The organism is Streptomyces sp. PA03-1a (assembly GCF_033792805.1).
Classification (GTDB): Bacteria; Actinomycetota; Actinomycetes; order Streptomycetales; family Streptomycetaceae; genus Actinacidiphila.
Genome location: NZ_JARAVO010000050.1, coordinates 1 through 25,033 on the forward strand (window position 1 = coordinate 1; position 25,033 = coordinate 25,033).

Below are 25,033 nucleotides of genomic sequence, written 5' to 3' on the forward strand. Positions count from 1 at the left end.
GGGCGGCCACGGCGGCAGGGTGGCGGGTGCTGGGTGCGCTCATGGCCATCACCATGACGGATTGAACCTCTTAGGACAAGCGAGAAAACCTGCCGGTGATCACGTAGTGTTGCTTACATGTTGAACCTCGAGCGCCTGCGCATCCTGCATGCGATCTCCACCTACGGCTCGGTGAGCGCCGCGGCGGACGTCCTGCACGTGACGACCTCGGCCGTCTCCCAGCAGATGGGCAAGCTCGAACGCGAGACCGGGCAGACGCTGCTGGCCAGGAACGGCCGCGGGGTCCGCCTCACCGACGCCGGCCGGCTGCTGTCCGGGCACGCCGACCGCATCCTCTCCCTCGTCGAGCTCGCCCACTCCGACCTGGAGGCGCACCGCGGCGCCGCGGTCGGCGAGCTGCGCATGGGGGCCTTCCCCACCGCGGTGCGCGGCCTGTTCCCGCAGGCGCTCGCGGCGACGCGGCACGACCACCCCAAGCTGCGCGCGATGGTCCACGAGATGGAGCCCCAGGACGCGCTGGCCCGGCTCGTGCGCGGCGACATCGACCTTGCGGTCGTCCTCGACTGGTACAACAAGCCGCTGTCGCTGCCCGGCGGCCTGGCCAAGGAGCCGCTGCTCGACGACCTCGCCGACGTGGTCGTCCCCGAGGGCCACCCCCTGGCGGGCTGCGACGAGGTCGACCTGGGCGACCTCGCCGACGATGACTGGATCGCCTGGCCGGACGGCGGCTTCTGCCACGAGTGGCTGCTGTTCACCCTGCGCGGCAAGGGCGTGGAACCGCGCATCGCCCACCACGCCGAGGAGCACCCCACCGTGCTCGCCCTGGTCGCCGCCGGCCTGGGCGTCGCCGTCGTCCCGCGCCTCGGCCGCGGCCCCCTCCCGGCCGGGGTCCGCGCGATCCGCGTGCGCCACACCATGAAGCGCCACATCTACGCCGTCTGGCGCTCCGACGCCGACCGCCGCCCCGCCATCCGCGCCGCCGTCGAGGCCCTGCGCCGGGCAGGGGAGGACGTGGCGGCAGCCGAGGGCTGATTGCCCTCGGGGATGCCGGTGCGCGCGTGGTCCAGGACGACATGGGCTAGCCGAGGCCGGGCATCTTGCGGAAGTCCCAGGAGACGACGGAGTCCGGGGTCAGGCGCAGCCACGCGTGGCGGCCGTCGTGGGGCATGGACTCCAGGCCGAAGTTCTTGGCGGCGAACAGCCGCTCGACGACCTCCAGGTCCGGGTGGGGCCCGCCGGTGCGGGGCGCCTCGCCGACGAACTCGACGGTGCCGGAGAGCTCGACGCCGCGCAGTTCGCCGTACTCCGTGCCGTCGTCGACGACGACCGCGACCCGCGGGTCATGCCGCAGGTCGGCCCAGCGGCGGCTGCGGACGATCGAGTACAGCCACAGGGACGTAGCGTCCCAGACGAACCACAGCGCGCCCACGTGCGGGCGGCCGTCGGGCGAGACGGTTGCGACGCGGCAGGTGCGCTGCGCGCCGAGGAAGGTGTCGATCTCCTGCGGGGTCATCATGATCCGGCGTCCGCGCCGCTGTGCGACGGCCATGTGCGCCCCCACTTCCCTGCCTGACGGTTCGTCAGATACGGTCACCTGGGACGACGGTAGGGCAGCCGCGCGCGAGGGGGCAAGCATGACGGACGGCAACCGGGACCGCAGGCTCGACGCGCTCCTGACCCCCCGGTCCACCGCCGTGCTCACCGTCGAGTGCCAGCGCGGGGTGGTCGGCCCGGACGGCGCGCTGCCGGAACTCGCGGCCGCCGTACAGGCCTCGGGGGCGCTGGACGCCACCGCGCGGCTGGTCACCGCGGCCCACGCGGCGGGCGCCACCGTGGTGCACGCCGTCGCCGAACGCCGCGCCGACGGCCGCGGGTCCAGCCGCAACGCGCGGATCTTCCGCGCCGCCGAGCGGCTGCCCGTCCTGCAGGTCGCCGGCACACCGGCGGTCGAGGTCGCCGAGGAGATAGCGGTCGGTGCCGGCGACTTCGTCGTGCGACGGCTGCACGGGCTGTCGCCGGTCGCCGGCACCGGCCTCGACGCCGTGCTGCGCAACCTGGGCGTGCGCACGGTCGTCGTCACCGGGGTGTCGGCCAACGTGGCCGTTCCCAACGCCGTCTTCGACGCGGTCAACCTCGGCTACCAGGCGGTCGTGCCCGCGGACGCCATCGCCGGGGTGCCGCAGTCGTACACCGCGGACATGGTCCGGCACACCCTCGCGCTCGTCGCCACGGTCACCACCGCCGACGAGGTCATCGGCAGCTGGAAACGGTCCGGGCCGGGCCCGGGGGGCTCAGGCCAGGGCCACTGAGTCCCCCTCCACCTTGATGTTCGCCGCCGGCAGCGGCTGGGTCGCAGGGCCGTTGGCCACGCTGCCGTCCTTGATGCTGAACTTGCTGCCGTGACAGGGGCAGTTGATCGTGCCGCCTGCGATCTCGTTGACGGCGCAGCCCTGATGAGTGCAGATCGCCGAGAACGCCTTGAACGAGCCCGCCTCGGGCTGGCAGACGACGACCTTCTTGTCCGCGAAGATCTTGCCGCCGCCGACCGGGATGTCCGAGGTCTTGGCCAGCGCCGCCTCGGCCCCGCCGCCGGCGGGCGCCGACCCCCCGGTCCCCTGGTCGCCGCCCTGCGGGGGCGCGGCAGGGCTGTAGGCGCCCGCGGAGTCGTTGGAGTCACCGCACGCGGCCAGCGCGGCCGCGAGCCCCGCCGCACCCACCCCGGCGACCACGGCGCGGCGGGTCGGAGCTCCTGCGGTGCCAGTCGTCTCGGCCATGCGTCACACATCCTGTTGCCTCGTCCGTTCCGGACCGCCAGCCGGGGCCCGGGAGCGTCGTTCACGCCCTGCCCTGTCGTACGGACGAGATGGGTGAGCCGTTCAACCATCCCCCGGAAAATCACAGGGCACGGCCGCTCGCGCCGGCGACTGCCCGTGCCGGCGGCCACTGCCACCGTCCGGCCGGTTCAGCCGTCGAAGTCGACGTACCACTTCGGTGCGCACTCCAGGACGCCGTAGACCCGCAGGCAAGGCCGCACCGCGTGGTACCGCCCCTGGACCGTCGGGGAAGGCGTCCACCCCGTGGTGCCTGAGTGATACCGCTGACAGTAGTCGTAGCCTCCATTGGCCGTGACCTGTGCGTTGGTGCGGTAGCCGTGGCCGGCCTTCTCTTCGGCGGCCGTCGGTGAGAAGGCGTTGATGGAACGGTCGATCGAGACGTACGAGCCGTCGGGCACGTAGGCGCCGCCGTAGGCGCCCGCCGACTGGATGCCGGTGTAGAGACGTGTGATGATGCCGCGCAGCGTCACCGGATAGTTGGGGGCCCCGACTTCGGAGTACGCCACGTACTCGGTCGGTGGGGCCACGCACCGCTCGGCGGCTTGCGCCGGTGATGTCGTGCCCAGCACGGACAGCGGGGCGATCAGCAGCCATGCTGCCACCCAGGCGCGTACGCGCCCGCGTCCGAGTTCCAAGGTTGCCCCCCGGTGTGTATCCGCCCTTATCGGGCGTCATCGGAGTGCGCAGGCTAGCACCGGACTTCACCGTCCTGCCATGAACATGGCGAAGTTGCCTCCCGTGGCCGAACGCCGGCGTCGTGTGCTCCGCCTAGGATGCGCCCATGGAGGAAGTGACCGGGATCCGCTACGTCACGCCGTTGCGTGAGGGCGGATCGGTTCCCGGGGTCGTCGAGGCCGACGACCTGGGGACCTACGTGGTGAAGTTCGTGGGCGCCGCACAGGGGCGCAAAGCACTGGTCGCGGAGGTGATCGCGGGGGAGCTGGCCCGGCGGCTGGGCATGCGGGTGCCGGTGCTGGTGCGGTTCCAGTTCGACCCGGTGATCGGGCTCGGCGAGCCGGACCAGGAGATCCAGGACCTGCTGAAGGCCAGCGGCGGCCTCAACCTCGGCATGGACTTCCTCCCCGGTGCGCTCGGCTTCGACCCGCTGGTCTTCGAGGTGGAGCCCGGTGAGGCGGGCCGGATCGTGTGGTTCGACGCCCTCGTGGGCAACGTCGACCGCTCGTGGCGCAACCCGAACATGCTGGTCTGGCACCAGGACCTCTGGCTGATCGACCACGGCGCCTCGCTGATCTTCCACCACAACTGGAAGGGCGCCGACCAGGCCGCGGACAAGCCGTACGACGCCGCGGACCACGCCCTCGCCCGCTTCGCCCCGGACGTCGAGGCCGCCGCCCGCGACCTCGCCCCGCGGGTGGACGAGGCGCTGCTGCGCGAGGTCACCGCACAGGTCCCCGACGAGTGGCTGGTGGACGAGCCCGGTTTCGCGGGCCCGGACGAGGTGCGGCGCGCGTACGAGCGGGTGCTGCTGGCGCGCGCCGGCTCCGTGGGGGAGCGGATCACCCTCGCCCCGAAGCAGCAGGAGAAGCAGGCGCCGCCGGAGTGGCTGCGCACCTGGGTCGAGGGGAAGGCCGCCAAGTGAGCACGGCGAGCGGGCGCGATGTGTTCGAGTACGCCCTGGTGCGCGTGATGCCGCGGATCGAGCGCGGCGAGCTGATCAACGCGGGTGTGCTGGTCTACTGTCGTGCCAAGTCCTTCGTGGGCGCCCGGGTCCACCTGGACGAGACGCGGCTGCGCTGCCTCGACCCCGACGTGGACGTCGCCGGCGTACGGGCGGCGCTGCGCGGCTACGAGGGCATCTGCGCGGGCGGTGAGCGGGCCGGGCAGGCGGCGGAGGACGATCCTGGGCGGCGCTTCCGGTGGCTGACGGCGCCGCGCAGCACCATCGTGCAGCCGGGCCCGATCCACACCGGGCTGACCGAGGACCCGCAGGCCGAGGTGGACCGTCTGCTGGATCTTCTGGTGCGCTGAGCCACATCGGCGCGGTGGGCGTTGACACAGGGTCACTGCGCTCCTACGGTTTCGGCTACGGGACGTACTAAGCGGTCGCTCACCTGCGCGACCGCTCCCCACAGGGCTGAGGAGAGCAGATGTCGACCACCGAGCAGCGCGTAGCGATCGTGACAGGGGCGGCGCGCGGCATCGGCGCCGCCACCGCCGTGCGCCTGGCCGCGGAGGGCCGCGCCGTGGCCGTGCTGGACCTCGACGAGACCGCGTGCAAGGACACCGTCGAGCAGATCACCAAGGCGGGCGGCCGGGCCGTCGCCATCGGCGCCGACGTCTCCGACGAGGAGCAGGTCGCGGCCGCGGTCGCGCGCGTCGCCGCGGAGCTCGGGGCGCCGACGATCCTCGTCAACAACGCGGGAGTGCTCCGCGACAACCTGCTGTTCAAGATGAGCGCGTCCGACTGGGACACGGTCATGAACGTGCACCTGCGCGGCGCCTTCCTGATGACCCGCGCCGTCCAGAAGCACATGGTGGACGCCAACTTCGGCCGCGTGGTCAACCTGTCCTCGTCCTCCGCCCTCGGCAACCGCGGCCAGGCCAACTACTCCGCCGCCAAGGCGGGCCTGCAGGGCTTCACCAAGACCCTCGCGCACGAGCTCGGCAAGTTCGGCGTCACGGCCAACGCGGTCGCCCCCGGCTTCATCGCCACCGACATGACGGCCGCCACCGCCGCCCGCATCGGCATGGGCTTCGAGGAGTTCCAGGCCGCGGCCGCCACCCAGATCCCCGTCCAGCGCGTCGGCAACCCGGACGACGTCGCCAACGCCATCGCCTTCTTCACCGGCGACAACGCGGGCTTCGTCTCCGGCCAGGTGCTGTACGTGGCCGGCGGACCGCTCGACTGAACCGCGACAGGAGACCCGCATCATGAGCAACCAGCCCGACAGCGGACGCGTCGCGATCGTCACCGGCGCCAGCCGCGGCATCGGCTACGGCATCGCCGAGGCGCTCGTCGCCCGCGGCGACCGCGTCGTCATCACCGGCCGCAACGAGGAGGCGCTGAAGGAGGCCGTCGAACGGCTCGGCGCCGACCGGGCCCTCGGCGTGGCCGGCAAGGCCCACGACGAGGCGCACCAGGCCGAGGTCGTCGAGCGGACGATGGAGGCCTTCGGCCGCGTCGACTACCTCGCCAACAACGCCGGTACGAACCCGGTCTTCGGCCCGCTCGCCGAGCTCGACCTCGGCGTCGCCCGCAAGGTCTTCGAGACCAACGTCATCTCCGCGCTCGGCTTCGCCCAGCAGACGTACAAGGCGTGGATGAAGGAGAACGGCGGCGCGATCGTCAACATCGCCTCCGTGGCGGGCATCAGCGCCTCCCCCTTCATCGGCGCGTACGGCATGAGCAAGGCCGCGATGGTCAACCTCACGCTGCAGCTCGCCTCCGAGATGGCGCCCGGTGTCCGCGCCAACGCCATCGCCCCCGCGGTGGTCAAGACCAGGTTCGCCTCCGCCCTCTACGAGGGCCGCGAGGAGCAGGCCGCGTCCGCCTACCCGCTGGGGCGGCTCGGCGTGCCCGAGGACATCGGCGGCGCCGCCGCCTTCCTGCTCTCGGACGCGGCTGCCTGGATCACCGGCCAGACCCTGGTCGTGGACGGCGGCATCTTCCTCAACGCCAGCGTCGGCGCCTGAGGCTTGCGTTCGTCCGCACTCCAACGTGCACAGTCCCTGGTGCCGGCCGCCGTAGCGGCGGCCGGCACCAGGGACCCGCCCGTATCCGAGGAGTGCGCACCATGCGATACCGCACACTGTCCGGCGGCGCCGGACCGAAGGTCAGCACCCTGTGCCTGGGAGCCCTGCCCTTCGGCACCACGGTCGACGAGGAGACCTCCTTCGCGATCCTCGACCGCTTCACCGAGGCCGGCGGCACCTTCGTCGACACCGCGAACAACTACGCCTGCTGGGTGGACGGCGCCACCGGCGACGAGAGCGAACTGCTGCTCGGCCGCTGGCTGCGCAGCCGACGGGCGAGGGAGCACGTCGTGCTCGCCACCAAGGTCGGCGCCCGTCCCGACCTCACGCGCGGTACGCGGTGGATCGACGACGAGGGCGGGCTCGGCAACGCCGAGGGCCTGGCCGGGCACGTCGTCCGGGCGGGCCTGAGGGAGAGCCTGCGCAGGCTGGGCACCGACCGCGTCGACCTCCACTACGCCCACGTCGAGGACCCGCGCGTCCCGCTGGAGGAGACCGTGGGTGCCTTCGCCGGCCTCGTCGCGGACGGCACGGTCGGTACGCCCGGCGTCAGCAACCACGCGACGCGGCGCATCGCCGAGGCCCGCCGGATCGCCGCGGAACGGGGCCTGCCGGGGTACCAGGTCGTCCAGCAGCGGCACACCTACCTCCGGCCGCGGCCGCAGGCGCGCTTCGGCATCCAGCGGCACGCCGACGCCGAACTCCTCGACCACGTCCGCACCCAGCCCGACCTGACGCTGCTGGGGTACTCCACGCTCGTCCACGGCGCCTACACCCGGGACGACAAGGCGGTGCCCGGGCAGTACCGGCACGGGGGGACGGAGCGGCGGCTGCGCGTCCTGCGGGAGGTGGCGCGGCAGGCCGGGGCGACCCCCAACCAGGTCGTGCTGGCCTGGCTGCTGGGCGGGGACGTGCCCGTCCTGCCGGTGCTCGGGGTGAGCAGCGTCGCGCAGCTCGACGAACTCCTGGCGGCGGCCGACCTGGACCTCGAACCGGAGTTGCGGGCCCGGCTGGACGCGGCCTGACCCCCGGCCGGGCGGATTGTCGGTGCGGAACGGTACGTTCGTCCCCAGTAACGGATCGCGTACCGGAGGTTCCCGACGTGCCCATCACGCTGCCCGAGTCCTGGCAGGCCGTCCTCGGTGAGGAGCTGGAGAAGCCCTACTTCACCCAGCTCACCGAGTTCGTGGAGGAGGAGCGCGGGAAGCACAAGGTCTTCCCGCCGCGCGAGCAGGTCTTCGCGGCCCTGGAGGCCACGCCCTACGACAAGGTGAAGGTGCTGGTCCTCGGCCAGGACCCGTACCACGGCGAGGGCCAGGGGCACGGGCTGTGCTTCTCGGTGCAGCCGGGTGTCAAGACCCCGCCCTCCCTGCGGAACATCTTCAAGGAGATGAAGGAGGAGTACGGCTACCCGATCCCGGACAACGGCTACCTGATGCCGTGGGCGGAGCAGGGCGTGCTGCTGCTCAACGCGGTGCTGACGGTGCGCGAGGCCGAGGCCAACTCGCACAAGGGCAAGGGCTGGGAGAAGTTCACCGACGCGGTCATCAGGGCCGTTGCGTCCCGGCCCGACCCGGCGGTCTTCGTCCTGTGGGGCAACTACGCCAAGAAGAAGCTGCCGCTGATCGACACCGAGCGGCACGCGGTCGTCCAGGGCGCCCACCCGTCGCCGCTGTCGGCCAAGCTCTTCCTCGGCAGCCGTCCCTTCACCCAGATCGACGAGGCGCTCAAGGCACAGGGCCACGACCCGGTGGACTGGCGCATCCCGGACCTGGGCCGCTGAGTCCGTGCCCGGGCCGGGCGACGCACGGGGGTCGTCGCCGGGCCCGGGCCGAGGGGGGGAGATGCCGATGGAATGGACGGGATGGACGGGGCCGCGCACGGGCAGGGCGCGCCGCCGGGCCGAAGCGGCGGCATGGACGGCCGGACTCGTGCTCGGCGCGTTCGTCGACGTCCGGGTGATCCAGCACCTTCTGACGGCGGACGTGGCGCCGGCCTCCGTCGCGTCGCGCGGCGCGGTGCTCGGCACCTGGGCGACGGACGACGGGGACGGTTCCATCAGGTTCGACCCGGACGGCCACTTCTCCGCCTCCCGGATGCCCGCCCAGGTCTTCATCCCCGGCCGGTGGGTCGACGGGGTGAAGACCACGGGCGGTACCTGGACGTTCCACCACCGCTACGTGGAGCTCGACGGGTTCTCGGGGCTGGGCATCGTCGAGGACTGGCGCGACGACACCCGCCTGTGCGTGGAGTCCGGCGACCCGGGCGTGCTCTGCGACGAGTTGCTGCACCGGGTGCCGGACTGAGGCGTCAGTCGCCCGTCACCCCGTCGATGCGTTCGCGGATCAGGTCGGCGTGGCCGTTGTGGCGGGCGTACTCCTCGATCATGTGGACGTAGATCCAGCGCAGGGAGATTTCGTGCTTGCCGCGGCGCAGCCCGATGTCGTCGAGCGACCGGTGGCGGGTCAGCTCGCGGGCGTGCGCGATCTCGGCGCGCCAGGTGGCGAACGCCTCGGCGGTGTCGGCCTGGGCGAGGTCGTGGAACTCGCCGTCGGGGTCATCCTCGGTGAGGTAGAGCGGGGGCACGTCCTCTCCGGCGAGCACGGTGCGGAACCAGCCCCGTTCGACCCCGGCCATGTGCCGGACCAGGCCGAGCAGGGTGAGGTCGGAGGGGGGCGCGCTGGGGGTGCGCAGCTGTTCGTCGTCCAGGCCGGCGCACTTCATCGCGAGGGTGTCGCGGTGGAAGTCCAGCCAGCTCTCCAGCATGGTGCGCTCGTCGGCGATGTAGGGCGGGTCGGTGCGCTCCGGCGTCGTCGTCATGGCCGCCATGATGGCGGGGGCCTCTGACGGCGTCGACGCATTAACCGGCCGAGCCGCCGGAGCCGCCACCGAGCATCCCGCGCAACAGGTCGGCCGCGCCCGCCCGCAACTCGGCCTCGGGCGGGGGCGAGGTGGACCCGGCGCCCGCGACGGAATGGAAGAGGACGCCGTCGCACCACGCGATGAGCGACCGTGCGTGACGCTCCGGCTCGGCGGAGCCCACGGCGCGCAGCATCGCCTCCAGTTGCTCGCGGAAGGCGCGACCCGCGGTGTCGTAGACCGTGCGCAACTCGGGGCGCCGGGTGGCCTCCAGGGCGAGTTCCAGGCGGGCGCGCGTGAGGTCACGGGCCTCGGTGACGGAGCGGTGCAGGAAGTGCGCGAGCAGCGCGGCCAGCCCCTCGGGCCCGGGCGCGGACGCGGGGGCGTGGGCCGTCTGAGACTCGCGGAAGGCCAGCCTGCGGACCGCCGCCTCCAGGAGGGCCGCGCGGGTCCGGGCGTGGTTGGACGTCGAGCCCTGCGGCAGACCGGCCGCCTCGTCGACCGCACGGTGGGTCAGCCCGCGCATGCCCCGCTCGGCGAGCAGGGCGAGTGCGGTGTCTGCGATCAGCTCGGGGCGGGACGTCTGCGCGGTGCTCATGACGGCAACCTACCGGCCCCGGCTCCGGCCCCGCCCTGCTCGTGTACCGGCGAGCGGCATCGTCGTCACCTGGGTTCGGCGTGACGGAAGGCCCCGACGCCGGCCGGTTCACCCGGGCCGAGGCGGCGGGACGCCGCCCGGGCCCCCGCCCCGCCGTCCTTCCCTCACCCGGTGCCCGGGCAGCCCGTCGCCTGCCGGGCCTGACGGGCCAGGGTGGGGGTCTCGGGCGGCACCGTCACCGGGATCCGGCGTGGCCGGACCCCACCCCCGTCGGCCGGGGCGAAGGGCGCCTTTGCAGGACGGGGTTGGCCCGGGTGGGCCGTCACCCGGCTCGGTGTCACCGCGCGCCTTGACGAGGGCCTGGGCGACCGTCGTCCCCGCTTGTTCCCTCGCCGGTCGGTGGACCGCCGTAGGGGTTCCGGAACCGCGCCGAGGCCCTGGGCGGCACCGTCTCCGGGTCCGGTGCCGCCGGACGTCGCCGTCCCCAGGTTCGCGTGCGGCTCCGGCGCCCTCCCCGGGATACTACAGATGTAGTACGCTCCACTACACCTGTAGTCTGCGGAGGGGAGCCGAAGCCATGGGCCGCACATCGCGTCAGCCGTACGCCGTCGTCGTCGGAGCCGGCATCGGAGGGCTGGCCGCCGCCGTGGCCTTGCGCCGGCGCGGATGGCGGGTGACCGTCCTGGAGCGGGCCGCGGCGCTCGAACCCGTCGGAGCCGGGATCGGCATCGCGCCCAACGGCCTGCGTGCGCTGGACGCGCTCGGGGTCGGCGGGGCCGTGCGCGCCATGGCCGCCTTCCAGGGCGAGGGCGGGCTGCGCCGCCCCGACGGGCGCTGGCTCTCCCGGACCAGCGGCGAGGCCGCCGCCGAGCGGTTCGGCGGACCCGTGGTGATCGCCCACCGGGCGGAGTTGGTGGCCGTGCTGTCGGGCCTCCTGCCGGACGGCGCGCTGCGCACCGGGACCCGGGTCCTGTCCGCCTCCCCCGGGGGGAAGGTCACCACCGGGGACGGGACGATCGACGCCGATCTGGTGGTCGCCGCCGACGGGATCAACTCAGCCGTGCGCGCCGCGCTGTTCCCGGCGCACCCGGGGCCGGTCTACAGCGGGTTCACCAGCTGGCGCACGGTCGTGCCGGCACCCTCCGCGTACCTCCCGCACGAGACCTGGGGGCGCGGCCGGCTGTGGGGCACCGTCCCGCTCACCGGCGGCCGCGTCTACTGCTACGCGACCGCCGTGACCCCGCCGGGCGGCCGCGCCCCCGGCGGGGACGAACGCACCGAGCTGCGGCGGCTGTTCGGCGACTGGCACCAGCCGGTGCCCGAGCTGATCGACTGCGCCGCCCCCGGCGCAGTGCTCCGCAACGACGTCCACCACCTCGCGCGAGGGCTGCCCGCCTTCCACCAGGGGCGCATCGCCCTGCTCGGCGACGCGGCGCACGCCATGACGCCCAACCTCGGCCAGGGCGGCTGCCAGGCCCTGGAGGACGCCGTCGTCCTCGCCCACCTCGCCGCCCCCGACGCCGCGGACGAGGCCGTGGCGCGCGCCCTGGCCGCCTACACCGCGCAGCGGCTGCCCCGCACGACGGGCGTCGTACGCCGCTCCTGGAGCATCGGGAGGCTCACCACCTGGTCCTCGCCGCCCGCCGTCGCGCTGCGCGACGCCCTGTTCGCCACCGTCAACCGGGTCGGCCCGCGCCTGGCCCTGCGCAGCCTCGACGGGATCGCCGACTGGCGGCCGCCGGCCGGCCCGTATGCTGCCGACGGCACAGGTCAGGCACAGCAGGCGTAGGCGGGAGCGGCACATGGAACCCCTCAGGATCGGGGTCATCGGACTCGGCGACATCGCGCGCAAGGCGTACCTGCCGGTGCTGACCGCGCAGCCGGGGGTGGAACTCCACCTGCACACCCGCACCCGCGCCACCCTCGACGCCGTCGGCGACACCCACCGGGTCCCGGTCCCGCACCGCCACGAGACCCTCGACGCCCTGCTCGACCAGGGGCTCGACGGGGCGTTCGTGCACGCCCCCACCGAGACGCACGTGGAGATCACCGAACGCCTCATCGCCGCGGGCGTCCCCGTCTACGTCGACAAACCGCTCGCCTACGACCTGGCCGGGGCCGAGCACCTGGTGCGCCTCGCCGAGGAGCGCGGGGTCGGGCTGACGGTCGGCTTCAACCGCCGCCACGCGCCGGGCTACGTGCAGTGCGCCGACCACCCGCGCGACCTGATCCTCCTGCAGAAGAACCGCATCGGACACCCGGAGACCGCGCGCACCGTCGTCTTCGACGACTTCATCCACGTCGTCGACACCCTGCGCTTCCTCCTCCCCGGCCCCGTCGAGCACACCGACGTCCGGGCACGGGTCCGCGGCGGGCTGCTCCACCACGTCACGCTCCAGCTGTCCGGCGACGGCTTCACCGCGATCGGCGTGATGAACCGCATGAGCGGCTCCAACGAGGAGGTCCTGGAGGTCATGGGCCAGGACAGCAAGCGCCAGGTGTTCAACCTGGCCGAGGTCGTGGACCACAAGGGTCAGCCCACCGTCCGCCGCCGCGGCGACTGGGTCCCCGTCGCCCGCCAGCGCGGCATAGAGGGCATCGCCCTCGCGTTCCTCGACGCCGTACGGCACGGCAAGCCCCTCGACGCCCGCGACGCGCTGCAGACCCATGAACTGTGCGAGCGCGTCGTCACCGCCGTGACCGGGCAGACCTCCTGAGCGCCGCCTCGTACGCGCCCGCCCCGGCCAGCAGCAGCACCGCCAGCCGGGGCACCCAGTCGCCGAGCCGGTCGTACGGGCTGCGCCCGGAACCCAGCGGCACGTCGTAGACCTGCGCCGCGCTGCGCGACGTGCCCAGCGACGGGCCGATCCGCTCGCCGCGGGCGTCGTGGACCGCACTGATCCCGGTCAGCGTCGCGTGCACCATCGGCCGCCAGGACTCGGCCGAGCGCAGTGCCGCCAGCGAGGCGTGCTGCGCGGGCGCCCAGCTCCCCTGGAACGAGGACGTGGAGGACTGCGCCACCAGCAGCTGCGCCCCGTCGTCCGTGAGGTGCCGGCTCATGTCGGGGAACGCCGACTCGAAGCACACCAGGGGCCCCAGCCGCACCGTGCCCGCGTCCATGACCACCTGGTGGTCCCCCCGGATCCGGTCCTCACCCGCCGCCCTGCCCACCGACGTGGCCCAGCCCAGCACCGTACGGGCCGGGACGTACTCGCCGAACGGCACCAGCCGCATCTTGTCGTAGCTCGGGCCGACCGGCCCGTCGGGGCCCATCAGGACCGAGGTCTTGGATATCCCGAGGCCGTCCGCCCGCCGGGCGTCGACGTTGACCAGGATGTCGGCGCCGACGTCCCGGGACAGCGCGGCCAGCCGGTTCGCCAGGCCGGGGCGGGCGGACAGGTCGAAGCCGACGCTGCTCTCCCCCCACACCACCAGGTCCACGCCCTTGCCCGCGAGCGTACGGGTCAGCCGCTCCCCCTGGTCGAAGCGCGGTTGCGGCCCGCTGATGACCCCCGGCTGCACGACCGCCACCCGCACGGACTCCCCGCTGCGGCCCGGGACCGGCGCCCAGGCCCACACCGCCGTCGTGCCCACCGCCGCGGCGGCCAGCACGGACCCCGCGGCCGCCCGGCAGGAGGGCACCACGAGCAGCGCGGCCAGGGCCGTGTTGACCGCCACCACCAGGAAGCTGACCAGCCACACGCCCCCGATCGAGGCCAGCCGCAGCGCCGGCGTCACCTGCCACTGGCTCGCCCCCAGCAGCCCCCACGGCCCGCCCAGGTACTCCCACGACCGCACCAGCTCGACCAGCAGCCAGGCGGACGGCACCAGCACCGTCGCCGCCAGGACCGTACGGCGGCCCGGCGTGCCCCCGAGCAGCCGCCGCACCAGCCACCCCCACGGCGCCCACAGGGCCCCCAGCAGCAGGGCGATGAGCACGATGAAGACGTGCAGGCTCGGGATCAGCCAGTGGTGCACGGCCACCATGAAGCCGGCCCCGCCCAGCCAGCCGTCCACGGCGGCCCGCCGCCCCGTCGGTGCGGCGCGCGCCAGCAGCATCCACGGCACGAGGGCGACGTACGCCAGCCACCACAGCGACGGCGCGGGGAACGCCAGCGCCGGCAGCGCCCCCGCCGCCGCGGCCGCCGCACCGCGCGTCCAGGGTGAGGCGAGACGGGGGGAGACCGTCCGCGGCCCGTCGACCTTCACCGTCACCTGCGCCACTCCTCACACTCGCCTGGCCTCAGTCTCGTTCGTCCGGACGGCCTTGCCCAGAGGGCCACGGCGCGTGAACCGGCGGCCCCGTGCCGTGCGCGCCGCGCCCCCGCCGCGCACGCCGGTTGAGAGTGCCCCGGCGGGGGACCATGCTGAGGGGGAACGGCCGTGAGGACGAGGACGTACCCATGGGAAGGCGCACCGGCCACGGGGAGCACGGGGGAGGGAAGGAGCGCCACGGGCTGACGCCGCCCGCGGCCGCTGCCGTCGCTGCCGGTGACACGGGGGTGCTGACCGCCTGGGGCGAGGACGCCTGCCGGCTGCTCGGCTGGTCGTCCGCCGAGGTGCTCGGCCGGCCCGCCGGCACCCTGCTCGCCGCGCCGCTGCCCTTCGCCGCACTGCGCCGCATCGCCGCCGGACGCGCCTGGGCGGGCCCCGTCGTCCTGCGCCACCGCGACGGCGGGGACGTGCCGGTCCGGCTGGGGCTGCGCCTCCTCAGCGACGCGTCGGGCACCGCGCACTGGGCCGTCACCGCGGCCGCGACCGCCCCCGGGCGACCGGAACCGGACGCCGGGGTCCTCGCCCAGCTCCCGGTCGCCGTCGCCGTCTACGACCGCGAGGTACGGCTCAGCACCGCCAACGCGGCGATGGAGCGCCTGGTCGGCAGGAGCGTGGAGGAGGTCCGCGGGCAGCGGCTGCGCGAGTTCATGCCCGGCGCGGCCTTCGAGGAGTTCGACCGCGTCCAGGAGGAGGTGATGCAGACCGGCGCGACCGCGCGCCTGGAGAGCCTCGGCCGCCCGCCCGGCGACGACCGCGACCACGCGTACGCGATGCTGGTCTTCCCGCTCAAGGACGGGTCGGGACAGGTCACCGGGGTGTCCGCCGCGGTCTACGAGACGACCGAGCAGTTCCACGCCCGGCGCCGGCTGGACATCGTCAACGAGGCGAGCACCTGCATCGGCACCACCCTGGACATCACCCGCACCGCGCAGGAACTCGCCGACGTCTCCGTACGGCGGTTCGCCGACATGGTCAGCGTCGACCTGCTGGACTCCGTCGTCCGCGGTGAGGAACCCGGCCCGCTGCCGGCCGCGGGCGCCCTCGCCTTCCGCCGCGTCGCCCAGCAGTCCGTGCTGCCCGGCTGCCCCGAGGCCGCCGCCCAGGTCGGGGAGCTGGACATGGTGCCCGAGCACTCGCCGGCCGCCTGCGCCCTGGTCACCGGGCGGGGGTCGCTGCACCGCACCCATGAGCCGGAGATCCGGCGCTGGACGGAGTACGACCGCGCCCGCGGCAGGAGCGTCGTCGACTACGGCGTGCACTCGCTGATGGTCGTGCCGCTGCGCGCCCGGGGCGCGACCCTCGGACTGGCGATCTTCATCCGGCACCGCACCCTCGACCCCTTCCACGCCGACGACCTGCTGCTCGCCGAGGAGATCGCCGCCCGGGCCGCCGTCTGCGTGGACAACGCCCGCCGCTACTCCAGGGAACGGGCCACCGCCCTCACCCTGCAGCGCAGCATGCTCCCCCAGCACTCCCCGCGGCAGGCCGCCGTCGAGGTCGCCTCCCGCTACCTGCCGGCCGGCTCCCGGGCGGGCGTGGGCGGCGACTGGTTCGACGTGATCCCGCTCAGCGGCGCCCGGGTGGCGCTCGTGGTGGGCGACGTCGTCGGCCACGGGGTGCACGCCTCGGCGACGATGGGACGGCTGCGCACCGCCGTGCGGACCCTCGCCGACGTCGACCTGGCGCCCGACGAACTCCTCACCCAGCTCGACGACCTGGTGGTACGCCTCGACATGGAGCAGGGGCAGGGCATCGAGGGCGGCTCGGACCAGTTCTACGGGGAGGTCGGCGCCACCTGCCTGTACGCGGTCTACGACCCCGTCACCCGGCGCTGCACCATGGCACGCGCCGGCCACCCGCTGCCCGCCGTGGTCCTGCCCGGCGGCCGGGCCGACTTCCCCGACCTGCCGGCGGGGCCGCCGCTGGGGCTGGGCGGGCTGCCCTTCGAGTCGGCGGAGCTGGACCTGCCCGAGGGCAGCCTGCTGGCCCTGTACACGGACGGCCTGATCGAATCGGCCGGGCACGACGTCGACGCGGGGCTCGCGCTGCTCGCCCGGACGCTCACCCGGCCGGCCGGGAGCCTGGACGAACTCTGCGACAACGTGCTGTACGGGCTGCTGCCGGACCGGCCCTGCGACGACATCGCCCTGCTGGTCGCCCGGACCCGCGCCCTCGACGCCCACCAGGTCGCCACCTGGGAGCTGCCCGACGACCCGGCCGTCGTCGGGCAGGCGCGCAGGACGGCCGCGGAGCAACTCCGCGAGTGGGGGCTGGGGGAGGCCGTGTTCATCACCGAACTGGTCGTCAGTGAACTGGTCACCAACGCGATCCGCTACGCCGGCGGCGGCCCGATCCAGGTCCGGCTGATCCGCGACGCCACCTTGATCTGCGAGGTCTCCGACACCAGCAGCACCGCCCCGCACCTGCGCCGTGCCCGGATCTTCGACGAGGGCGGCCGCGGGCTGCTGCTCGTCGCCCAGTTCACCCAGCGCTGGGGATCCCGGCAGACGCCCACCGGCAAGACGATCTGGGCCGAGCAGGAATTGGTCTGACTCCCTGACGCAGCGTCATCCCCGTCGGCCGAACCGCCCCTGAAGCGACGTCAGCCGCCGCGGGACCAGTCGCCCTGCCGGCCGCCGTTCCACTGGCCGCCGTGCCAGTCGGTGCCGCCGCCGGTGCGGTGCCGGCCGCCGAGGTGACCCTGCTCGCCCGAGCGGTGCGCGGCGATGGTGCGGGCCACGGCCTCCTGCCAGTCCTCGCTGTCCCAGGTGCCGCTGACGCGGGCGTGGCGGCCCGGGGCCGGGGCGTCGCCCGGAGCGTCCGGCCGCGCGGTGTCGTGCGTACCGGTGCTCGCCGCGGTGCCCGTACCCGTACCCGTACCCGTGCCCGTCGACGCGGCCTTCGTGACCGCCGTGTCGGCCTTCGTGGTCTCGGCGGAGACGGCCGCGCCCGCGGCGGTCGGCACCATGGCGTCCTCGACGGACCCGTCCGGTACGGCCCTGGCCGGCCCCTGGGCGGCTTCCGCGACGTCGCCGGAGCCGCCGTGCGGCATGAGCATGGACAGTCCCGCGATGGCGCCGGTCGCCGTCAGCACGGCGGTGCCCAGCGAGCCGCGGCCGGGACCGCCGCGCTGCCCACGGTGGCGGCCCCCGACGACCTCTCCGCTGATGACCTTGACCTCCGCGGCCTCACCCGCCTCCACCGGCTGCGGCCGGGGTATCACCTCGGTGGGGTCCAGCGCACCCGGGTCGGGGTGGCTCGGTGCCTCGGCGGGCAGGGGGAGAGAATCGGCCATGGCTGCGATCATTCACATCCGGCGGCCCGATGTCCAGTTCTCCCGAAGATCCAACTGTCTGTTCATCGTGCGGTATTGGCGCCGAAACCGGGCGGAACCGCTCCGTCGCCGCTCGCACCCCGCCGCCCCGGGGCGCACACTGGTCGCATGCCGGAGCTGCCCGAAGTCGAAGCCCTGGCCGGTTTCCTCACCGGCCGCATGGCCGGCCACGCCATCGCCCGGGTGCTGCCGGTGGCGGTGAGCGTCCTGAAGACCTACGACCCCCCGCTGGACGCGCTGCACGGGCGCACCGTGACCTCCGTCGGGCGCCGCGGCAAGTTCCTGGTCTTCACCACCGACGAGGGCGCGGCCCCGTACCTCGCCGTCCACCTGGCCCGGGGCGGCTGGCTGCGCTGGAAGGACGACCTGCCCACGACCCCGCCCCGCCCCGGCAAGGGCCCGCTGGCACTGCGGCTGCTGATGGCGGAACCGGAGGGCGCCGGCTTCGACCTGACGGAGGCGGGGACGCAGAAGCGGCTCGCCGTCCACTGCGTCCGGGACCTCGCGGACGTCCCCGGCATCGCCCGCCTCGGCCCCGAACCGCTCGATGCCGCCTTCACCCTCGAGGTCTTCGCGGCCCTGCTCTCCGGTGAACGCCGCCGCATCAAGGGCGTCCTGCGCGACCAGGGCGTCATCGCCGGTGTCGGCAACGCCTATTCGGACGAGGTGCTGCACGCCGCCAGGATGTCGCCGTACGCGCTCGCCGCGAACCTCTCCGCGGAGGAGGTCAGCCGGTTGTACGAAGCGCTGCTCACCACCCTCCGGGACGCCGTCGAACGCTCCCGCGGCCTGGCCGCGGGAGACCTGAAGGGCGAGAAGAAGACCGGGCTGCGGGTGCACGGGCGCACCGGCGAACCGTGCCCCGTCTGCGGCGACACGATCCGCGAGGTCTCCTTCAGCGACTCCTCCCTGCAGTACTGCCCCACCTGCCAGACCGGCGGGAAGCCGCTCGCCGACCGGAGGATGTCGCGGCTGCTGAAGTAGCCGCCCGGCGGACGGTGACCCAGGATGACTGGTGACCGAAAGGGTGCGCCATGTCCGATTCCACCGGGTACCGCTATGACGACCTGGGTGCGCTGTTCCTCAACTGCACGCTGAAACGCTGCCCCGAGGTCAGCAACACCGGGGGGCTCATCGACCGAAGCCGCGCCCTGATGGAGGCGCAGGGGGTCCGCACCGAGGTCGTCCGCGCCGTCGACGAGGACATCGCCACCGGCGTCTGGCCCGACATGACCGAGCACGGCTGGCGGACCGACGCCTGGCCCGCCCTGTACGAGAAGGTGCTGGCCGCCGACATCCTCGTCCTGTGCGGCCCGATCTGGCTCGGCGACAACTCCTCCGTCACCAAGCGTGTCGTCGAACGGCTCTACGCCTGCTCCAGCCTGCTCAACGACCGCGGCCAGTACGCCTACTACGGCCGGGTCGGCGGCTGCCTCATCACGGGCAACGAGGACGGCGTCAAGCACTGCGCCATGAACCTGCTCTACAGCCTCCAGCACCTCGGCTACACCATCCCGCCGCAGGCCGACGCCGGCTGGATCGGCGAGGCCGGCCCCGGGCCCTCCTACCTCGACCCGGGCTCCGGCGGCCCGGAGAACGACTTCACCAACCGGAACCTCGCCTTCATGACCTGGAACCTGATGCACCTGGCCGCCCTGCTCAAGCGCTCCGGCGGCATCCCGGGCCACGGCAACCAGCGGAGCGCCTGGGACGCCGGCTGCCGCCCCGACTTCGCGAACCCGGAGCACCGCTGACATGCGCATCGCGATCTTCGGAGCCACCGGCCACGTGGGACGCGAACTCGTGGCGCAGGCGCTCGACGCGGGCCACCACGTGACCGCCCTGGCCCGCGACCCCGCCGGGCTCCCTCCGCACGAACGGCTGACGGTCGTACCCGGCGACGTCCGGGACCCCGAGGCCGTCGGCCGTGTGATCGCGGGCGCCGACGGGGTGCTCAGCGCCCTCGGCACCCGCTCCCCACGCGGCGAGACGGTCTGCGCCGACGGGATGCGGCGCATCCTCCCCGCCATGCGGGCGCTCGGCGTACGGCGGCTGGTGGCCGTCGGCGCGTACGGGTCGGGACCCGGCCGGCGCGGTGTGTACCGGGCCGCGACCTCGCTGGTCATCCCGGCCATCATGCGGGACAAGGACCGTCAGGAGGAGCTGATCCGCGCCGAGGGCGACCTGTGGACGATCGTGCGGCCCGCCGTCGTCACCGGCGGCCGCTACTCCGGCGTCTACCGCACCGGATCCGACCTGCGGCTCGGTCTCGCCTCCCGGGTCAGCCGGGCCGACGTCGCCGACTTCATGCTCCGCGCCCTGGGCTCCGAGGACTGCGTACGGCGGGCCGTGGCCATCAGCTCCTGACCGCCCGGACGGCCCACCGCGGGCGGCGCCCCCCGCGGCGGGCGCCGAGACTGGCCGTACGCGCCCGCACCGCCCCGGAAGGACCCCGCCATGCCCACCAACCGCCGCAAGGACCTCGGACTGCTCGCGCTGCGCCTCGGGACCGGCTCGGTGCTCTTCGCGCACGGCGCCCAGAAGCTCTTCGGCTGGTTCGGCGGCCACGGCCTGGAGGGCACGGGCGAGGCGATGGAGTCCATGGGCTTCCGGCCCGGCCGGCGCAGCGCGCTCGCCTCGGGCCTCGCCGAGGCCGGCGGCGGCGCCCTGCTGGCGCTCGGCCTGGCCACCCCGGCCGCGGGCGCGGCCGCCGCCGGGGGGATGGCCGGAGCCGTCTCCGTGCACCTGCCGGCCGGTTTCTTCTCCGCCTCGGGCGGCTTCGAGCACCCGGCCTTCCTCGGCTTCACGGCCGCCGCGATCGGGATCGCCGGGCCCGGCCGCTACTCCCTGGACCATCTGACCGGCGACGTGCTGGACTGCCCCTGGACGGTCGTGGCCTGCTTCGCGGCCAGTGCCGTCGCCGCGGCGGTGGTGATCTCCCGCCGCAACGCCGCCGTACGCGCCGACATGGCGGCCGAACTGCCGCAGCCCTGACCGGACGGTGGACGCGGCGGTCCGGTCCTGACACAGTCCTGCTCTCGGCACCGAGAGACGGGACAGGGATGGGCGACCGGGCGGACCACCAGTACGAGATCTACCTCAACGGGCTCGCGGGCGTGCTGCCCGCGCTCCCCACCGACCTGACGCGGCTGGAGGAACTGGCCGCCGAGCGCCTGGCGCCCGGCCCCTTCGGCTACGTCGCCGGCAGCGCGGGCAGCGGACGCACGGAACGTGCCAACCGGGAGGCCCTGGACCGGCTGCGGATCGTGCCGCGCATGCTGCGCGACGTGTCCGCGCGCGACCTGACGGTGGAGGTCCTCGGCCGCACGCTGAGCGCCCCGCTCGCGCTGGGCCCGGTCGGCGTGCTGTCGATCGTGCACCCCGACGCCGAGCGCGCGGCCGCCCGTGCCGCCGCCGTGCAAGGGGTGCCCTTCGTGCTCTCCTCGGCGTCCAGCACGCCCATGGAGGAGGTCGCCGAGGCGATGGGCGACGCGGAACGCTGGTTCCAGCTGTACTGGGCCAAGGACCGCGAGGTCACGCGGAGCTTCCTGGGCCGTGCCAGGGCCGCCGGCTACACCGCGCTGCTGGTCACCCTCGATACCCCGATGCTCGCCTGGCGCCCCCGCGACCTGGACCAGGCGTACCTGCCCTTCCTCAAGGGCATCGGCACCGCCAACTACTTTACCGACCCGGCCTTCCTCGCGGGCCTCGCCAAGCCCGTCGAGGAGGACCTGAACGCGGCCGTCCTGCACTTCGTCGGCATGTTCGCCGACCCCGGCAAGACCTGGCCCGACCTCGCCTTCCTGCGCGAGAACTGGGACGGGCCCATCGTCCTCAAGGGCGTGCAGCACCCCGACGACGCCCGTCTGGCCGCCGACGCCGGCATGGACGGCGTCGTCGTCTCCAACCACGGCGGCCGCCAGGTGGGCGGCGCGATCGGCGCCGCCGAGACCCTGCCGGGCGTGGCCCGTGCCGTCGGCGACCGCCTCGCCGTCCTCTTCGACAGCGGCATCCGCACCGGCGACGACGTCCTCAAGGCGCTCGCCCTCGGTGCCGACGCCGTCCTCGTCGGCCGCCCCTACGCCTACGGCCTCGGCCTCGACGGCCAGGCGGGCGTCGAGCACGTCATCCGCTGCCTGCTCGCCGAGTTCGACCTCACCCTCGCCCTGTCGGGCCACTCCCGTCCGGGGGACCTGGGTCCGCAGGCGCTCTCCCCGGGGTCGTGACCGGGCGTCAGGCGGGGGCGCCGGCCGGCTTGCGGACGCGGAAGGCGAACTGCCCGCAGTAGGTGAGCTTGCGGAGGTTCGCCAGGGCGGCGCCGCGCTTCGTCCGCTGCGCCCAGGTGTCGATCTCGGCGTTCAGGGGCGACGCCTCGTCCCAGTACCGGCCGTACTCGGGCGGCCGGCCGTGGTACGAGCGCATGATGAGGGTGACCCCGTCCAGGGAGGGCCGGATCTCCTCCAGGGCGAGCCCGGCCTCCTCGACCAGCACCCGGAAACCGTAGGGCGTGTAGTTCCAGAGGCTGAAGGAGTGGTACGGCTCGAACTGCGAGGTGCTGCCGATGAAGACCGCGCCCGGTCGCAGCACGCGGCCGATCTCGGCCAGCAGCTCCCGCGGACGGGAGACGTGCTCGAACACCTGGTGCGAGTAGATCAGCGGGACGGCGCCGGTGCGGAAGGGCAGCCGGACGCCGTCGTAGTGGACGACCGGGTCCCCGCCGGCGGTGCGCTGCCGCGCCTCGGGGGAGTCGCCGATGTCGACGCCCACCCAGCGCACCTTCGGGTTGTGCCGGCGGAAGCGCGCGGCCGAGGTGCCGCGGCCGCAGCCGAGGTCCACCACCTGGTCCGGTGCCTGGGCGGAGGTCATGGCCTCGTCGAGGTAGAAGCGCGACGTGACCTGGCGGGCGTGGTCGTCGGGGATGCAGTCGCGCATGAGCTCCCACAGGGTTGCCATGGACCCGATGCTACGGACGGCCCGCGGGCCGGGACCAGCGGCGCGCGGCCGGGGCGGTGCCCGCACCGCCGTCCGGGCCCCGTCCCGCGCCATGCGGACCGGAACTGACCGCAAGGCAGGCGAGCATGACGGTATGACGACGACGTTCCGTGGCCTGGCCACCATCCGCTACCACGCACAGGACCTCGCGGCCGCCAAGGCGTGGTACACCGAACTGCTGGGCATCGAGCCCTACTTCGACACCCCGGACTACATCGAGTTCCGCCTCGGCGACCACAGCCAGGAGCTGGGCGTCTCCCGCACGCCCTCCGCGCCCGCCGGCGTCGTCGCCTACTGGCACGTCGACGACCTCGAGACGGTCTGGGAGCGCCTGATCGCCCTGGGCGCCCGCCCGCACGAGGCACCGCGCGACCACGGCCACGGCTTCGTCGCCGGCGCGGCCCTCGATCCCTTCGGCAACCTGCTCGGCGTGATGTACAACCCCCACTTCGTGGAGACGGCCGGGCCGACCGGAGGCGCCGGCCGCAGCGTCACCGGTGCACCAGCAGGAGGGTGAACCAGACCGTCTTGCCGTCGCTGGACGGCCGGGTGCCCCAGCCCGTGGCCAGGGCCTCCACCAGCAGCAGACCGCGCCCCGACTCGTCGCCGAGTTCGGCCGGACGGCGCTGCGGGATGTGCGTGCTGTGGTCGGTGACCTCGACGGTGATCTCCCGGTCGGTACGGTGCAGCCGCAGCCGCAACGGCCCCTGGGCGTGCCGCACGGCGTTGGTGAGGACTTCCGAGGCCAGCAGGCAGGCGGCGTCCGCGATCTCCTCGCAGCCCCACTGCGCCAGGGTCTCGCGGACGAAGCCGCGCCCCTCGGCGACCGCCGAGGGGACGGCCGTCACCTCCATGGTGGTCGCGGCGAGCGGAGCCTCGGGCAGCCGGGCGAGCAGCAGGGTGACGTCGTCGGCGTGGCCGTCGGCGTCGGGGCGGAGCGAGGCGAGCACCATGTCGGCGGCCTCCTCCAGCCCGGGGGAGCGGGCGAAGGCGGTGCGCAGTTCCGTGCCGAGCCGGCGCAGCTGTGCGTCGATGTCGGAGCGCGGCGTCTCGACCAGCCCGTCGGTGTACAGCACGAGCGTCGACCCGGCGGGGACGGGCAGGCACACCTGCTGGTGCGGCACGTCGCCGACGCCGAGCGGCACGCTGATCGGCGCGGGCAGCTCGCGCACGGCGGCCCCGGGGCCGGGATCCACCAGCAGCACCGGCAGATGGCCCGCCGAGCAGACCGTCACCTCGCCCGCGTCCGGGTCCACCACCAGGTAGCAGCAGGTGACGAGCTGGTCGGGCAGGTCGGTGACGAAGGCGTCGAGCGCCTGCATCAACTGCCGCGGGGGTATCCCGGTCTTGGCCAGCGCGCGGGCCGCCGAACGCAACTGCCCCATCACCGCGGCGGCCTCCAGGCCACGCCCCATCACATCGCCGATGAGCACGCCCACCTGACCGCCGCCCAGCGGGATGAGGTCGAACCAGTCACCGCCGACGCCCGCGCCCTGGGTGGCCGGGAAGTAGCGGCTGGCGGTGCGCATGCCGGGCGGCTCGGCCGGTGACCCCATGAGGCTGCGCTGCAGGGTCAGCGCGATGTGCCGCTGCTGCCGGTACAGCTCCGTCAGCTCCTCCTCGGCACGCTTGAGGTCGGCGATGTCGCGCACGATGGAGCAGGCGCCCACGATGGCCCCGTCGCGGTCGCGGATCGGCCAGAGGGTCACGTCCACGTCCAGCAGCCGCCCGGTGCTCGTCACCCGCAGCGTCTCGAAGTGCTCCACCCGCTCGCCCCGGCCGAGCCGCTGCAGCAGGGTCGCGATCTCCTCCTTCAGGTGCGCCGGGGCCAGCATGGACACGTGCCGGCCGATGGCCTCCTCCGCCGCGTAGCCGTACAGCCGCTGTGCCGCGGCGTTCCAGTAGGTGATGCGGCCGTCGAGGGTCTTGGCGAGGATCGCGTCCTGGGACGACTCGACGAGCACCGCCAGCTCGTTGATGCGCTCCTCGGCGGCCTTGCGCTCGCTGACGTCGCGCACCGCCGCGGAGATCAGCAGGCCGTCGGCGGTCTGCAGCGGACTCAGGCTGATCTCGACGGGGAACTCCCGGCCATCCTTGCGCAGCCCGTACAGCTCCAGCCCGGCGCCCATCGGCCGTACCTGCTGGTTGTCCGCGTAGCCGTGCCGGTAGGCGGGGTGGTGGCCGCGGAAGCGATCGGGGACCAGCACCTCGACGGGACGGCCCAGCAGTTCCTGCCGGGTGTGGCCGAACAGGGACTCGGTCTGGGCGTTGACCAGTCTGATGACACCGGTGCCGTCCACGATGACCATCGCGTCCGGGGCCGCCTCCAGCAGCGCGCGGAACATCTCCTCGGCGGCCGGGTCGCCGACCGCCGGGGCCGGCATGTCGGTCCTGGTCTCGTGCATCGTGGTCCCCCTGTCCATCCGG

General features: G+C 74.0%; 27 protein-coding genes. 18 read left to right on the forward strand and 9 right to left on the reverse strand.

Annotated features, from left to right (window positions below; translation table 11 throughout):
- Positions 1–117: 117 nt before the first annotated feature.
- A complete protein-coding gene (locus PV341_RS13755; protein WP_500325128.1) occupies positions 118–1,032 on the forward strand; it encodes a LysR family transcriptional regulator in 915 nt (304 codons plus the stop codon).
- A gap of 46 nt (positions 1,033–1,078) precedes the next feature.
- Here the strand turns inward: PV341_RS13755 and PV341_RS13760 are convergent, their stop codons facing one another.
- Complete coding sequence (locus PV341_RS13760; RefSeq protein ID WP_500325127.1) at positions 1,079–1,549, reverse strand: pyridoxamine 5'-phosphate oxidase family protein; 471 nt, start codon at positions 1,547–1,549, stop codon at positions 1,079–1,081.
- Between the two features lie 85 nt (positions 1,550–1,634).
- Here PV341_RS13760 and PV341_RS13765 point away from each other — a divergent pair, with 85 nt between their 5' ends.
- Positions 1,635–2,309 carry an isochorismatase family protein gene (locus PV341_RS13765; protein WP_500325126.1) on the forward strand — a complete coding sequence of 225 codons (675 nt, stop codon included), beginning with the start codon at positions 1,635–1,637 and terminating at the stop codon, positions 2,307–2,309.
- Here the strand turns inward: PV341_RS13765 and PV341_RS13770 are convergent.
- Both PV341_RS13770 and PV341_RS13775 read right to left on the reverse strand, forming a co-directional pair.
- Positions 2,292–2,774 (reverse strand): Rieske (2Fe-2S) protein, encoded by a 483-nt coding sequence (locus PV341_RS13770; RefSeq protein ID WP_499510498.1) that lies wholly within the window; start codon positions 2,772–2,774, stop codon positions 2,292–2,294. The genes PV341_RS13765 and PV341_RS13770 overlap by 18 nt on opposite strands.
- Before the next feature lie 188 nt (positions 2,775–2,962).
- Positions 2,963–3,469: a hypothetical protein gene (locus PV341_RS13775; protein ID WP_500325125.1), complete on the reverse strand. Its 507-nt coding sequence runs from the start codon at positions 3,467–3,469 to the stop codon at positions 2,963–2,965.
- 146 nt (positions 3,470–3,615) lie between these two features.
- Here PV341_RS13775 and PV341_RS13780 point away from each other — a divergent pair, with 146 nt between their 5' ends.
- The 7 genes from PV341_RS13780 to PV341_RS13810 all read left to right on the forward strand — a co-directional run bounded on the left by PV341_RS13780 (position 3,616) and on the right by PV341_RS13810 (position 8,854).
- A complete protein-coding gene (locus PV341_RS13780) occupies positions 3,616–4,434 on the forward strand; it encodes a HipA family kinase (protein WP_500325123.1) in 819 nt (272 codons plus the stop codon).
- Positions 4,431–4,823, forward strand: a complete 393-nt coding sequence (locus tag PV341_RS13785) for a DUF3037 domain-containing protein (protein WP_500325122.1) — start codon at positions 4,431–4,433, stop codon at positions 4,821–4,823. The genes PV341_RS13780 and PV341_RS13785 overlap by 4 nt, the downstream gene beginning before the upstream one ends.
- 119 nt (positions 4,824–4,942) lie before the next feature.
- Complete coding sequence (fabG, locus tag PV341_RS13790) at positions 4,943–5,704, forward strand: 3-oxoacyl-ACP reductase FabG (protein ID WP_500325120.1); 762 nt, start codon at positions 4,943–4,945, stop codon at positions 5,702–5,704.
- A gap of 22 nt (positions 5,705–5,726) precedes the next feature.
- Positions 5,727–6,488: an SDR family oxidoreductase gene (locus PV341_RS13795; RefSeq protein WP_500325118.1), complete on the forward strand. Its 762-nt coding sequence runs from the start codon at positions 5,727–5,729 to the stop codon at positions 6,486–6,488.
- A gap of 101 nt (positions 6,489–6,589) precedes the next feature.
- Entirely contained in the window at positions 6,590–7,573 is a 984-nt protein-coding gene (locus PV341_RS13800; RefSeq protein WP_500357913.1) for an aldo/keto reductase, read from the forward strand.
- 77 nt (positions 7,574–7,650) lie between these two features.
- On the forward strand, positions 7,651–8,331 hold the full coding sequence (locus PV341_RS13805; protein ID WP_500325115.1) for a uracil-DNA glycosylase: 681 nt from the start codon (positions 7,651–7,653) through the stop codon (positions 8,329–8,331).
- Positions 8,332–8,398: 67 nt separating this feature from the next.
- Positions 8,399–8,854 carry a hypothetical protein gene (locus PV341_RS13810; protein WP_500325113.1) on the forward strand — a complete coding sequence of 152 codons (456 nt, stop codon included), beginning with the start codon at positions 8,399–8,401 and terminating at the stop codon, positions 8,852–8,854.
- A gap of 4 nt (positions 8,855–8,858) precedes the next feature.
- On the opposite strand, the gene PV341_RS13815 is transcribed toward PV341_RS13810, so the two are convergent.
- Together PV341_RS13815 and PV341_RS13820 are read right to left on the reverse strand one after the other, a co-directional pair.
- Positions 8,859–9,377, reverse strand: coding sequence for a DinB family protein (locus PV341_RS13815; protein WP_500325111.1), 519 nt, complete (start codon positions 9,375–9,377; stop codon positions 8,859–8,861).
- 31 nt (positions 9,378–9,408) lie between these two features.
- Positions 9,409–10,005: a TetR/AcrR family transcriptional regulator gene (locus tag PV341_RS13820; protein ID WP_500325110.1), complete on the reverse strand. Its 597-nt coding sequence runs from the start codon at positions 10,003–10,005 to the stop codon at positions 9,409–9,411.
- A gap of 577 nt (positions 10,006–10,582) precedes the next feature.
- On the opposite strand from PV341_RS13820, the gene PV341_RS13825 reads away from it, so the two are divergent.
- Both PV341_RS13825 and PV341_RS13830 read left to right on the forward strand, forming a co-directional pair.
- Entirely contained in the window at positions 10,583–11,794 is a 1,212-nt protein-coding gene (locus PV341_RS13825) for an FAD-dependent monooxygenase (RefSeq protein ID WP_500325108.1), read from the forward strand.
- Positions 11,795–11,807: 13 nt separating this feature from the next.
- Complete coding sequence (locus PV341_RS13830; RefSeq protein WP_500325106.1) at positions 11,808–12,722, forward strand: Gfo/Idh/MocA family protein; 915 nt, start codon at positions 11,808–11,810, stop codon at positions 12,720–12,722.
- On the opposite strand, the gene lnt is transcribed toward PV341_RS13830, so the two are convergent.
- Positions 12,694–14,220 (reverse strand): apolipoprotein N-acyltransferase, encoded by a 1,527-nt coding sequence (gene lnt, locus PV341_RS13835; RefSeq protein ID WP_500325104.1) that lies wholly within the window; start codon positions 14,218–14,220, stop codon positions 12,694–12,696. The two genes, PV341_RS13830 and lnt, sit on opposite strands and share 29 nt — an antisense overlap.
- Before the next feature lie 188 nt (positions 14,221–14,408).
- On the opposite strand from lnt, the gene PV341_RS13840 reads away from it, so the two are divergent.
- Complete coding sequence (locus PV341_RS13840) at positions 14,409–16,832, forward strand: SpoIIE family protein phosphatase (protein ID WP_500357914.1); 2,424 nt, start codon at positions 14,409–14,411, stop codon at positions 16,830–16,832.
- Positions 16,833–16,882: 50 nt separating this feature from the next.
- Here PV341_RS13840 and PV341_RS13845 read toward each other — a convergent pair whose 3' ends face one another.
- On the reverse strand, positions 16,883–17,575 hold the full coding sequence (locus tag PV341_RS13845; RefSeq protein WP_500357915.1) for a hypothetical protein: 693 nt from the start codon (positions 17,573–17,575) through the stop codon (positions 16,883–16,885).
- 147 nt (positions 17,576–17,722) lie between these two features.
- On the opposite strand from PV341_RS13845, the gene PV341_RS13850 reads away from it, so the two are divergent.
- From PV341_RS13850 to PV341_RS13870, 5 genes are all read left to right on the forward strand, one after another.
- A complete protein-coding gene (locus PV341_RS13850) occupies positions 17,723–18,598 on the forward strand; it encodes an Fpg/Nei family DNA glycosylase (RefSeq protein WP_500325098.1) in 876 nt (291 codons plus the stop codon).
- Positions 18,599–18,648: 50 nt separating this feature from the next.
- On the forward strand, positions 18,649–19,368 hold the full coding sequence (locus PV341_RS13855; protein WP_500325096.1) for a flavodoxin family protein: 720 nt from the start codon (positions 18,649–18,651) through the stop codon (positions 19,366–19,368).
- Position 19,369: 1 nt separating this feature from the next.
- A complete protein-coding gene (locus tag PV341_RS13860; RefSeq protein ID WP_500325094.1) occupies positions 19,370–19,981 on the forward strand; it encodes an NAD(P)-dependent oxidoreductase in 612 nt (203 codons plus the stop codon).
- Between the two features lie 90 nt (positions 19,982–20,071).
- Positions 20,072–20,608: a DoxX family protein gene (locus PV341_RS13865; protein ID WP_500325092.1), complete on the forward strand. Its 537-nt coding sequence runs from the start codon at positions 20,072–20,074 to the stop codon at positions 20,606–20,608.
- Between the two features lie 68 nt (positions 20,609–20,676).
- Positions 20,677–21,840, forward strand: coding sequence for a lactate 2-monooxygenase (locus PV341_RS13870; RefSeq protein ID WP_500357916.1), 1,164 nt, complete (start codon positions 20,677–20,679; stop codon positions 21,838–21,840).
- A gap of 7 nt (positions 21,841–21,847) precedes the next feature.
- Here the strand turns inward: PV341_RS13870 and PV341_RS13875 are convergent, their stop codons facing one another.
- A complete protein-coding gene (locus tag PV341_RS13875) occupies positions 21,848–22,567 on the reverse strand; it encodes a class I SAM-dependent methyltransferase (RefSeq protein ID WP_499510480.1) in 720 nt (239 codons plus the stop codon).
- A gap of 133 nt (positions 22,568–22,700) precedes the next feature.
- On the opposite strand from PV341_RS13875, the gene PV341_RS13880 reads away from it, so the two are divergent.
- Positions 22,701–23,123 (forward strand): VOC family protein, encoded by a 423-nt coding sequence (locus tag PV341_RS13880; RefSeq protein WP_500325088.1) that lies wholly within the window; start codon positions 22,701–22,703, stop codon positions 23,121–23,123.
- Here the strand turns inward: PV341_RS13880 and PV341_RS13885 are convergent.
- Complete coding sequence (locus PV341_RS13885) at positions 23,098–25,011, reverse strand: PAS domain S-box protein (RefSeq protein ID WP_500325087.1); 1,914 nt, start codon at positions 25,009–25,011, stop codon at positions 23,098–23,100. The genes PV341_RS13880 and PV341_RS13885 overlap by 26 nt on opposite strands.
- Positions 25,012–25,033: the final 22 nt, after the last annotated feature.

Bases quoted from the DNA above. Each gene is read 5' to 3' on its own strand.
- PV341_RS13770 (WP_499510498.1), bottom strand. From the start codon at position 2,774: ATGGCCGAGACGACTGGCACCGCAGGAGCTCCGACCCGCCGCGCCGTG.
- PV341_RS13760 (WP_500325127.1), bottom strand. From the start codon at position 1,549: ATGGCCGTCGCACAGCGGCGCGGACGCCGGATCATGATGACCCCGCAG.
- PV341_RS13795 (WP_500325118.1), top strand. From the start codon at position 5,727: ATGAGCAACCAGCCCGACAGCGGACGCGTCGCGATCGTCACCGGCGCC.
- PV341_RS13820 (WP_500325110.1), bottom strand. From the start codon at position 10,005: ATGAGCACCGCGCAGACGTCCCGCCCCGAGCTGATCGCAGACACCGCA.
- PV341_RS13810 (WP_500325113.1), top strand. From the start codon at position 8,399: ATGGAATGGACGGGATGGACGGGGCCGCGCACGGGCAGGGCGCGCCGC.
- PV341_RS13825 (WP_500325108.1), top strand. From the start codon at position 10,583: ATGGGCCGCACATCGCGTCAGCCGTACGCCGTCGTCGTCGGAGCCGGC.
- PV341_RS13870 (WP_500357916.1), top strand. From the start codon at position 20,677: ATGGGCGACCGGGCGGACCACCAGTACGAGATCTACCTCAACGGGCTC.
- PV341_RS13815 (WP_500325111.1), bottom strand. From the start codon at position 9,377: ATGGCGGCCATGACGACGACGCCGGAGCGCACCGACCCGCCCTACATC.
- PV341_RS13755 (WP_500325128.1), top strand. From the start codon at position 118: ATGTTGAACCTCGAGCGCCTGCGCATCCTGCATGCGATCTCCACCTAC.
- PV341_RS13860 (WP_500325094.1), top strand. From the start codon at position 19,370: ATGCGCATCGCGATCTTCGGAGCCACCGGCCACGTGGGACGCGAACTC.
- PV341_RS13765 (WP_500325126.1), top strand. From the start codon at position 1,635: ATGACGGACGGCAACCGGGACCGCAGGCTCGACGCGCTCCTGACCCCC.
- PV341_RS13865 (WP_500325092.1), top strand. From the start codon at position 20,072: ATGCCCACCAACCGCCGCAAGGACCTCGGACTGCTCGCGCTGCGCCTC.
- PV341_RS13840 (WP_500357914.1), top strand. From the start codon at position 14,409: ATGGGAAGGCGCACCGGCCACGGGGAGCACGGGGGAGGGAAGGAGCGC.
- fabG (WP_500325120.1), top strand. From the start codon at position 4,943: ATGTCGACCACCGAGCAGCGCGTAGCGATCGTGACAGGGGCGGCGCGC.
- PV341_RS13855 (WP_500325096.1), top strand. From the start codon at position 18,649: ATGTCCGATTCCACCGGGTACCGCTATGACGACCTGGGTGCGCTGTTC.
- PV341_RS13880 (WP_500325088.1), top strand. From the start codon at position 22,701: ATGACGACGACGTTCCGTGGCCTGGCCACCATCCGCTACCACGCACAG.
- PV341_RS13800 (WP_500357913.1), top strand. From the start codon at position 6,590: ATGCGATACCGCACACTGTCCGGCGGCGCCGGACCGAAGGTCAGCACC.
- PV341_RS13830 (WP_500325106.1), top strand. From the start codon at position 11,808: ATGGAACCCCTCAGGATCGGGGTCATCGGACTCGGCGACATCGCGCGC.
- PV341_RS13885 (WP_500325087.1), bottom strand. From the start codon at position 25,011: ATGCACGAGACCAGGACCGACATGCCGGCCCCGGCGGTCGGCGACCCG.
- PV341_RS13845 (WP_500357915.1), bottom strand. From the start codon at position 17,575: ATGGCCGATTCTCTCCCCCTGCCCGCCGAGGCACCGAGCCACCCCGAC.
- PV341_RS13780 (WP_500325123.1), top strand. From the start codon at position 3,616: ATGGAGGAAGTGACCGGGATCCGCTACGTCACGCCGTTGCGTGAGGGC.
- PV341_RS13875 (WP_499510480.1), bottom strand. From the start codon at position 22,567: ATGGCAACCCTGTGGGAGCTCATGCGCGACTGCATCCCCGACGACCAC.
- PV341_RS13850 (WP_500325098.1), top strand. From the start codon at position 17,723: ATGCCGGAGCTGCCCGAAGTCGAAGCCCTGGCCGGTTTCCTCACCGGC.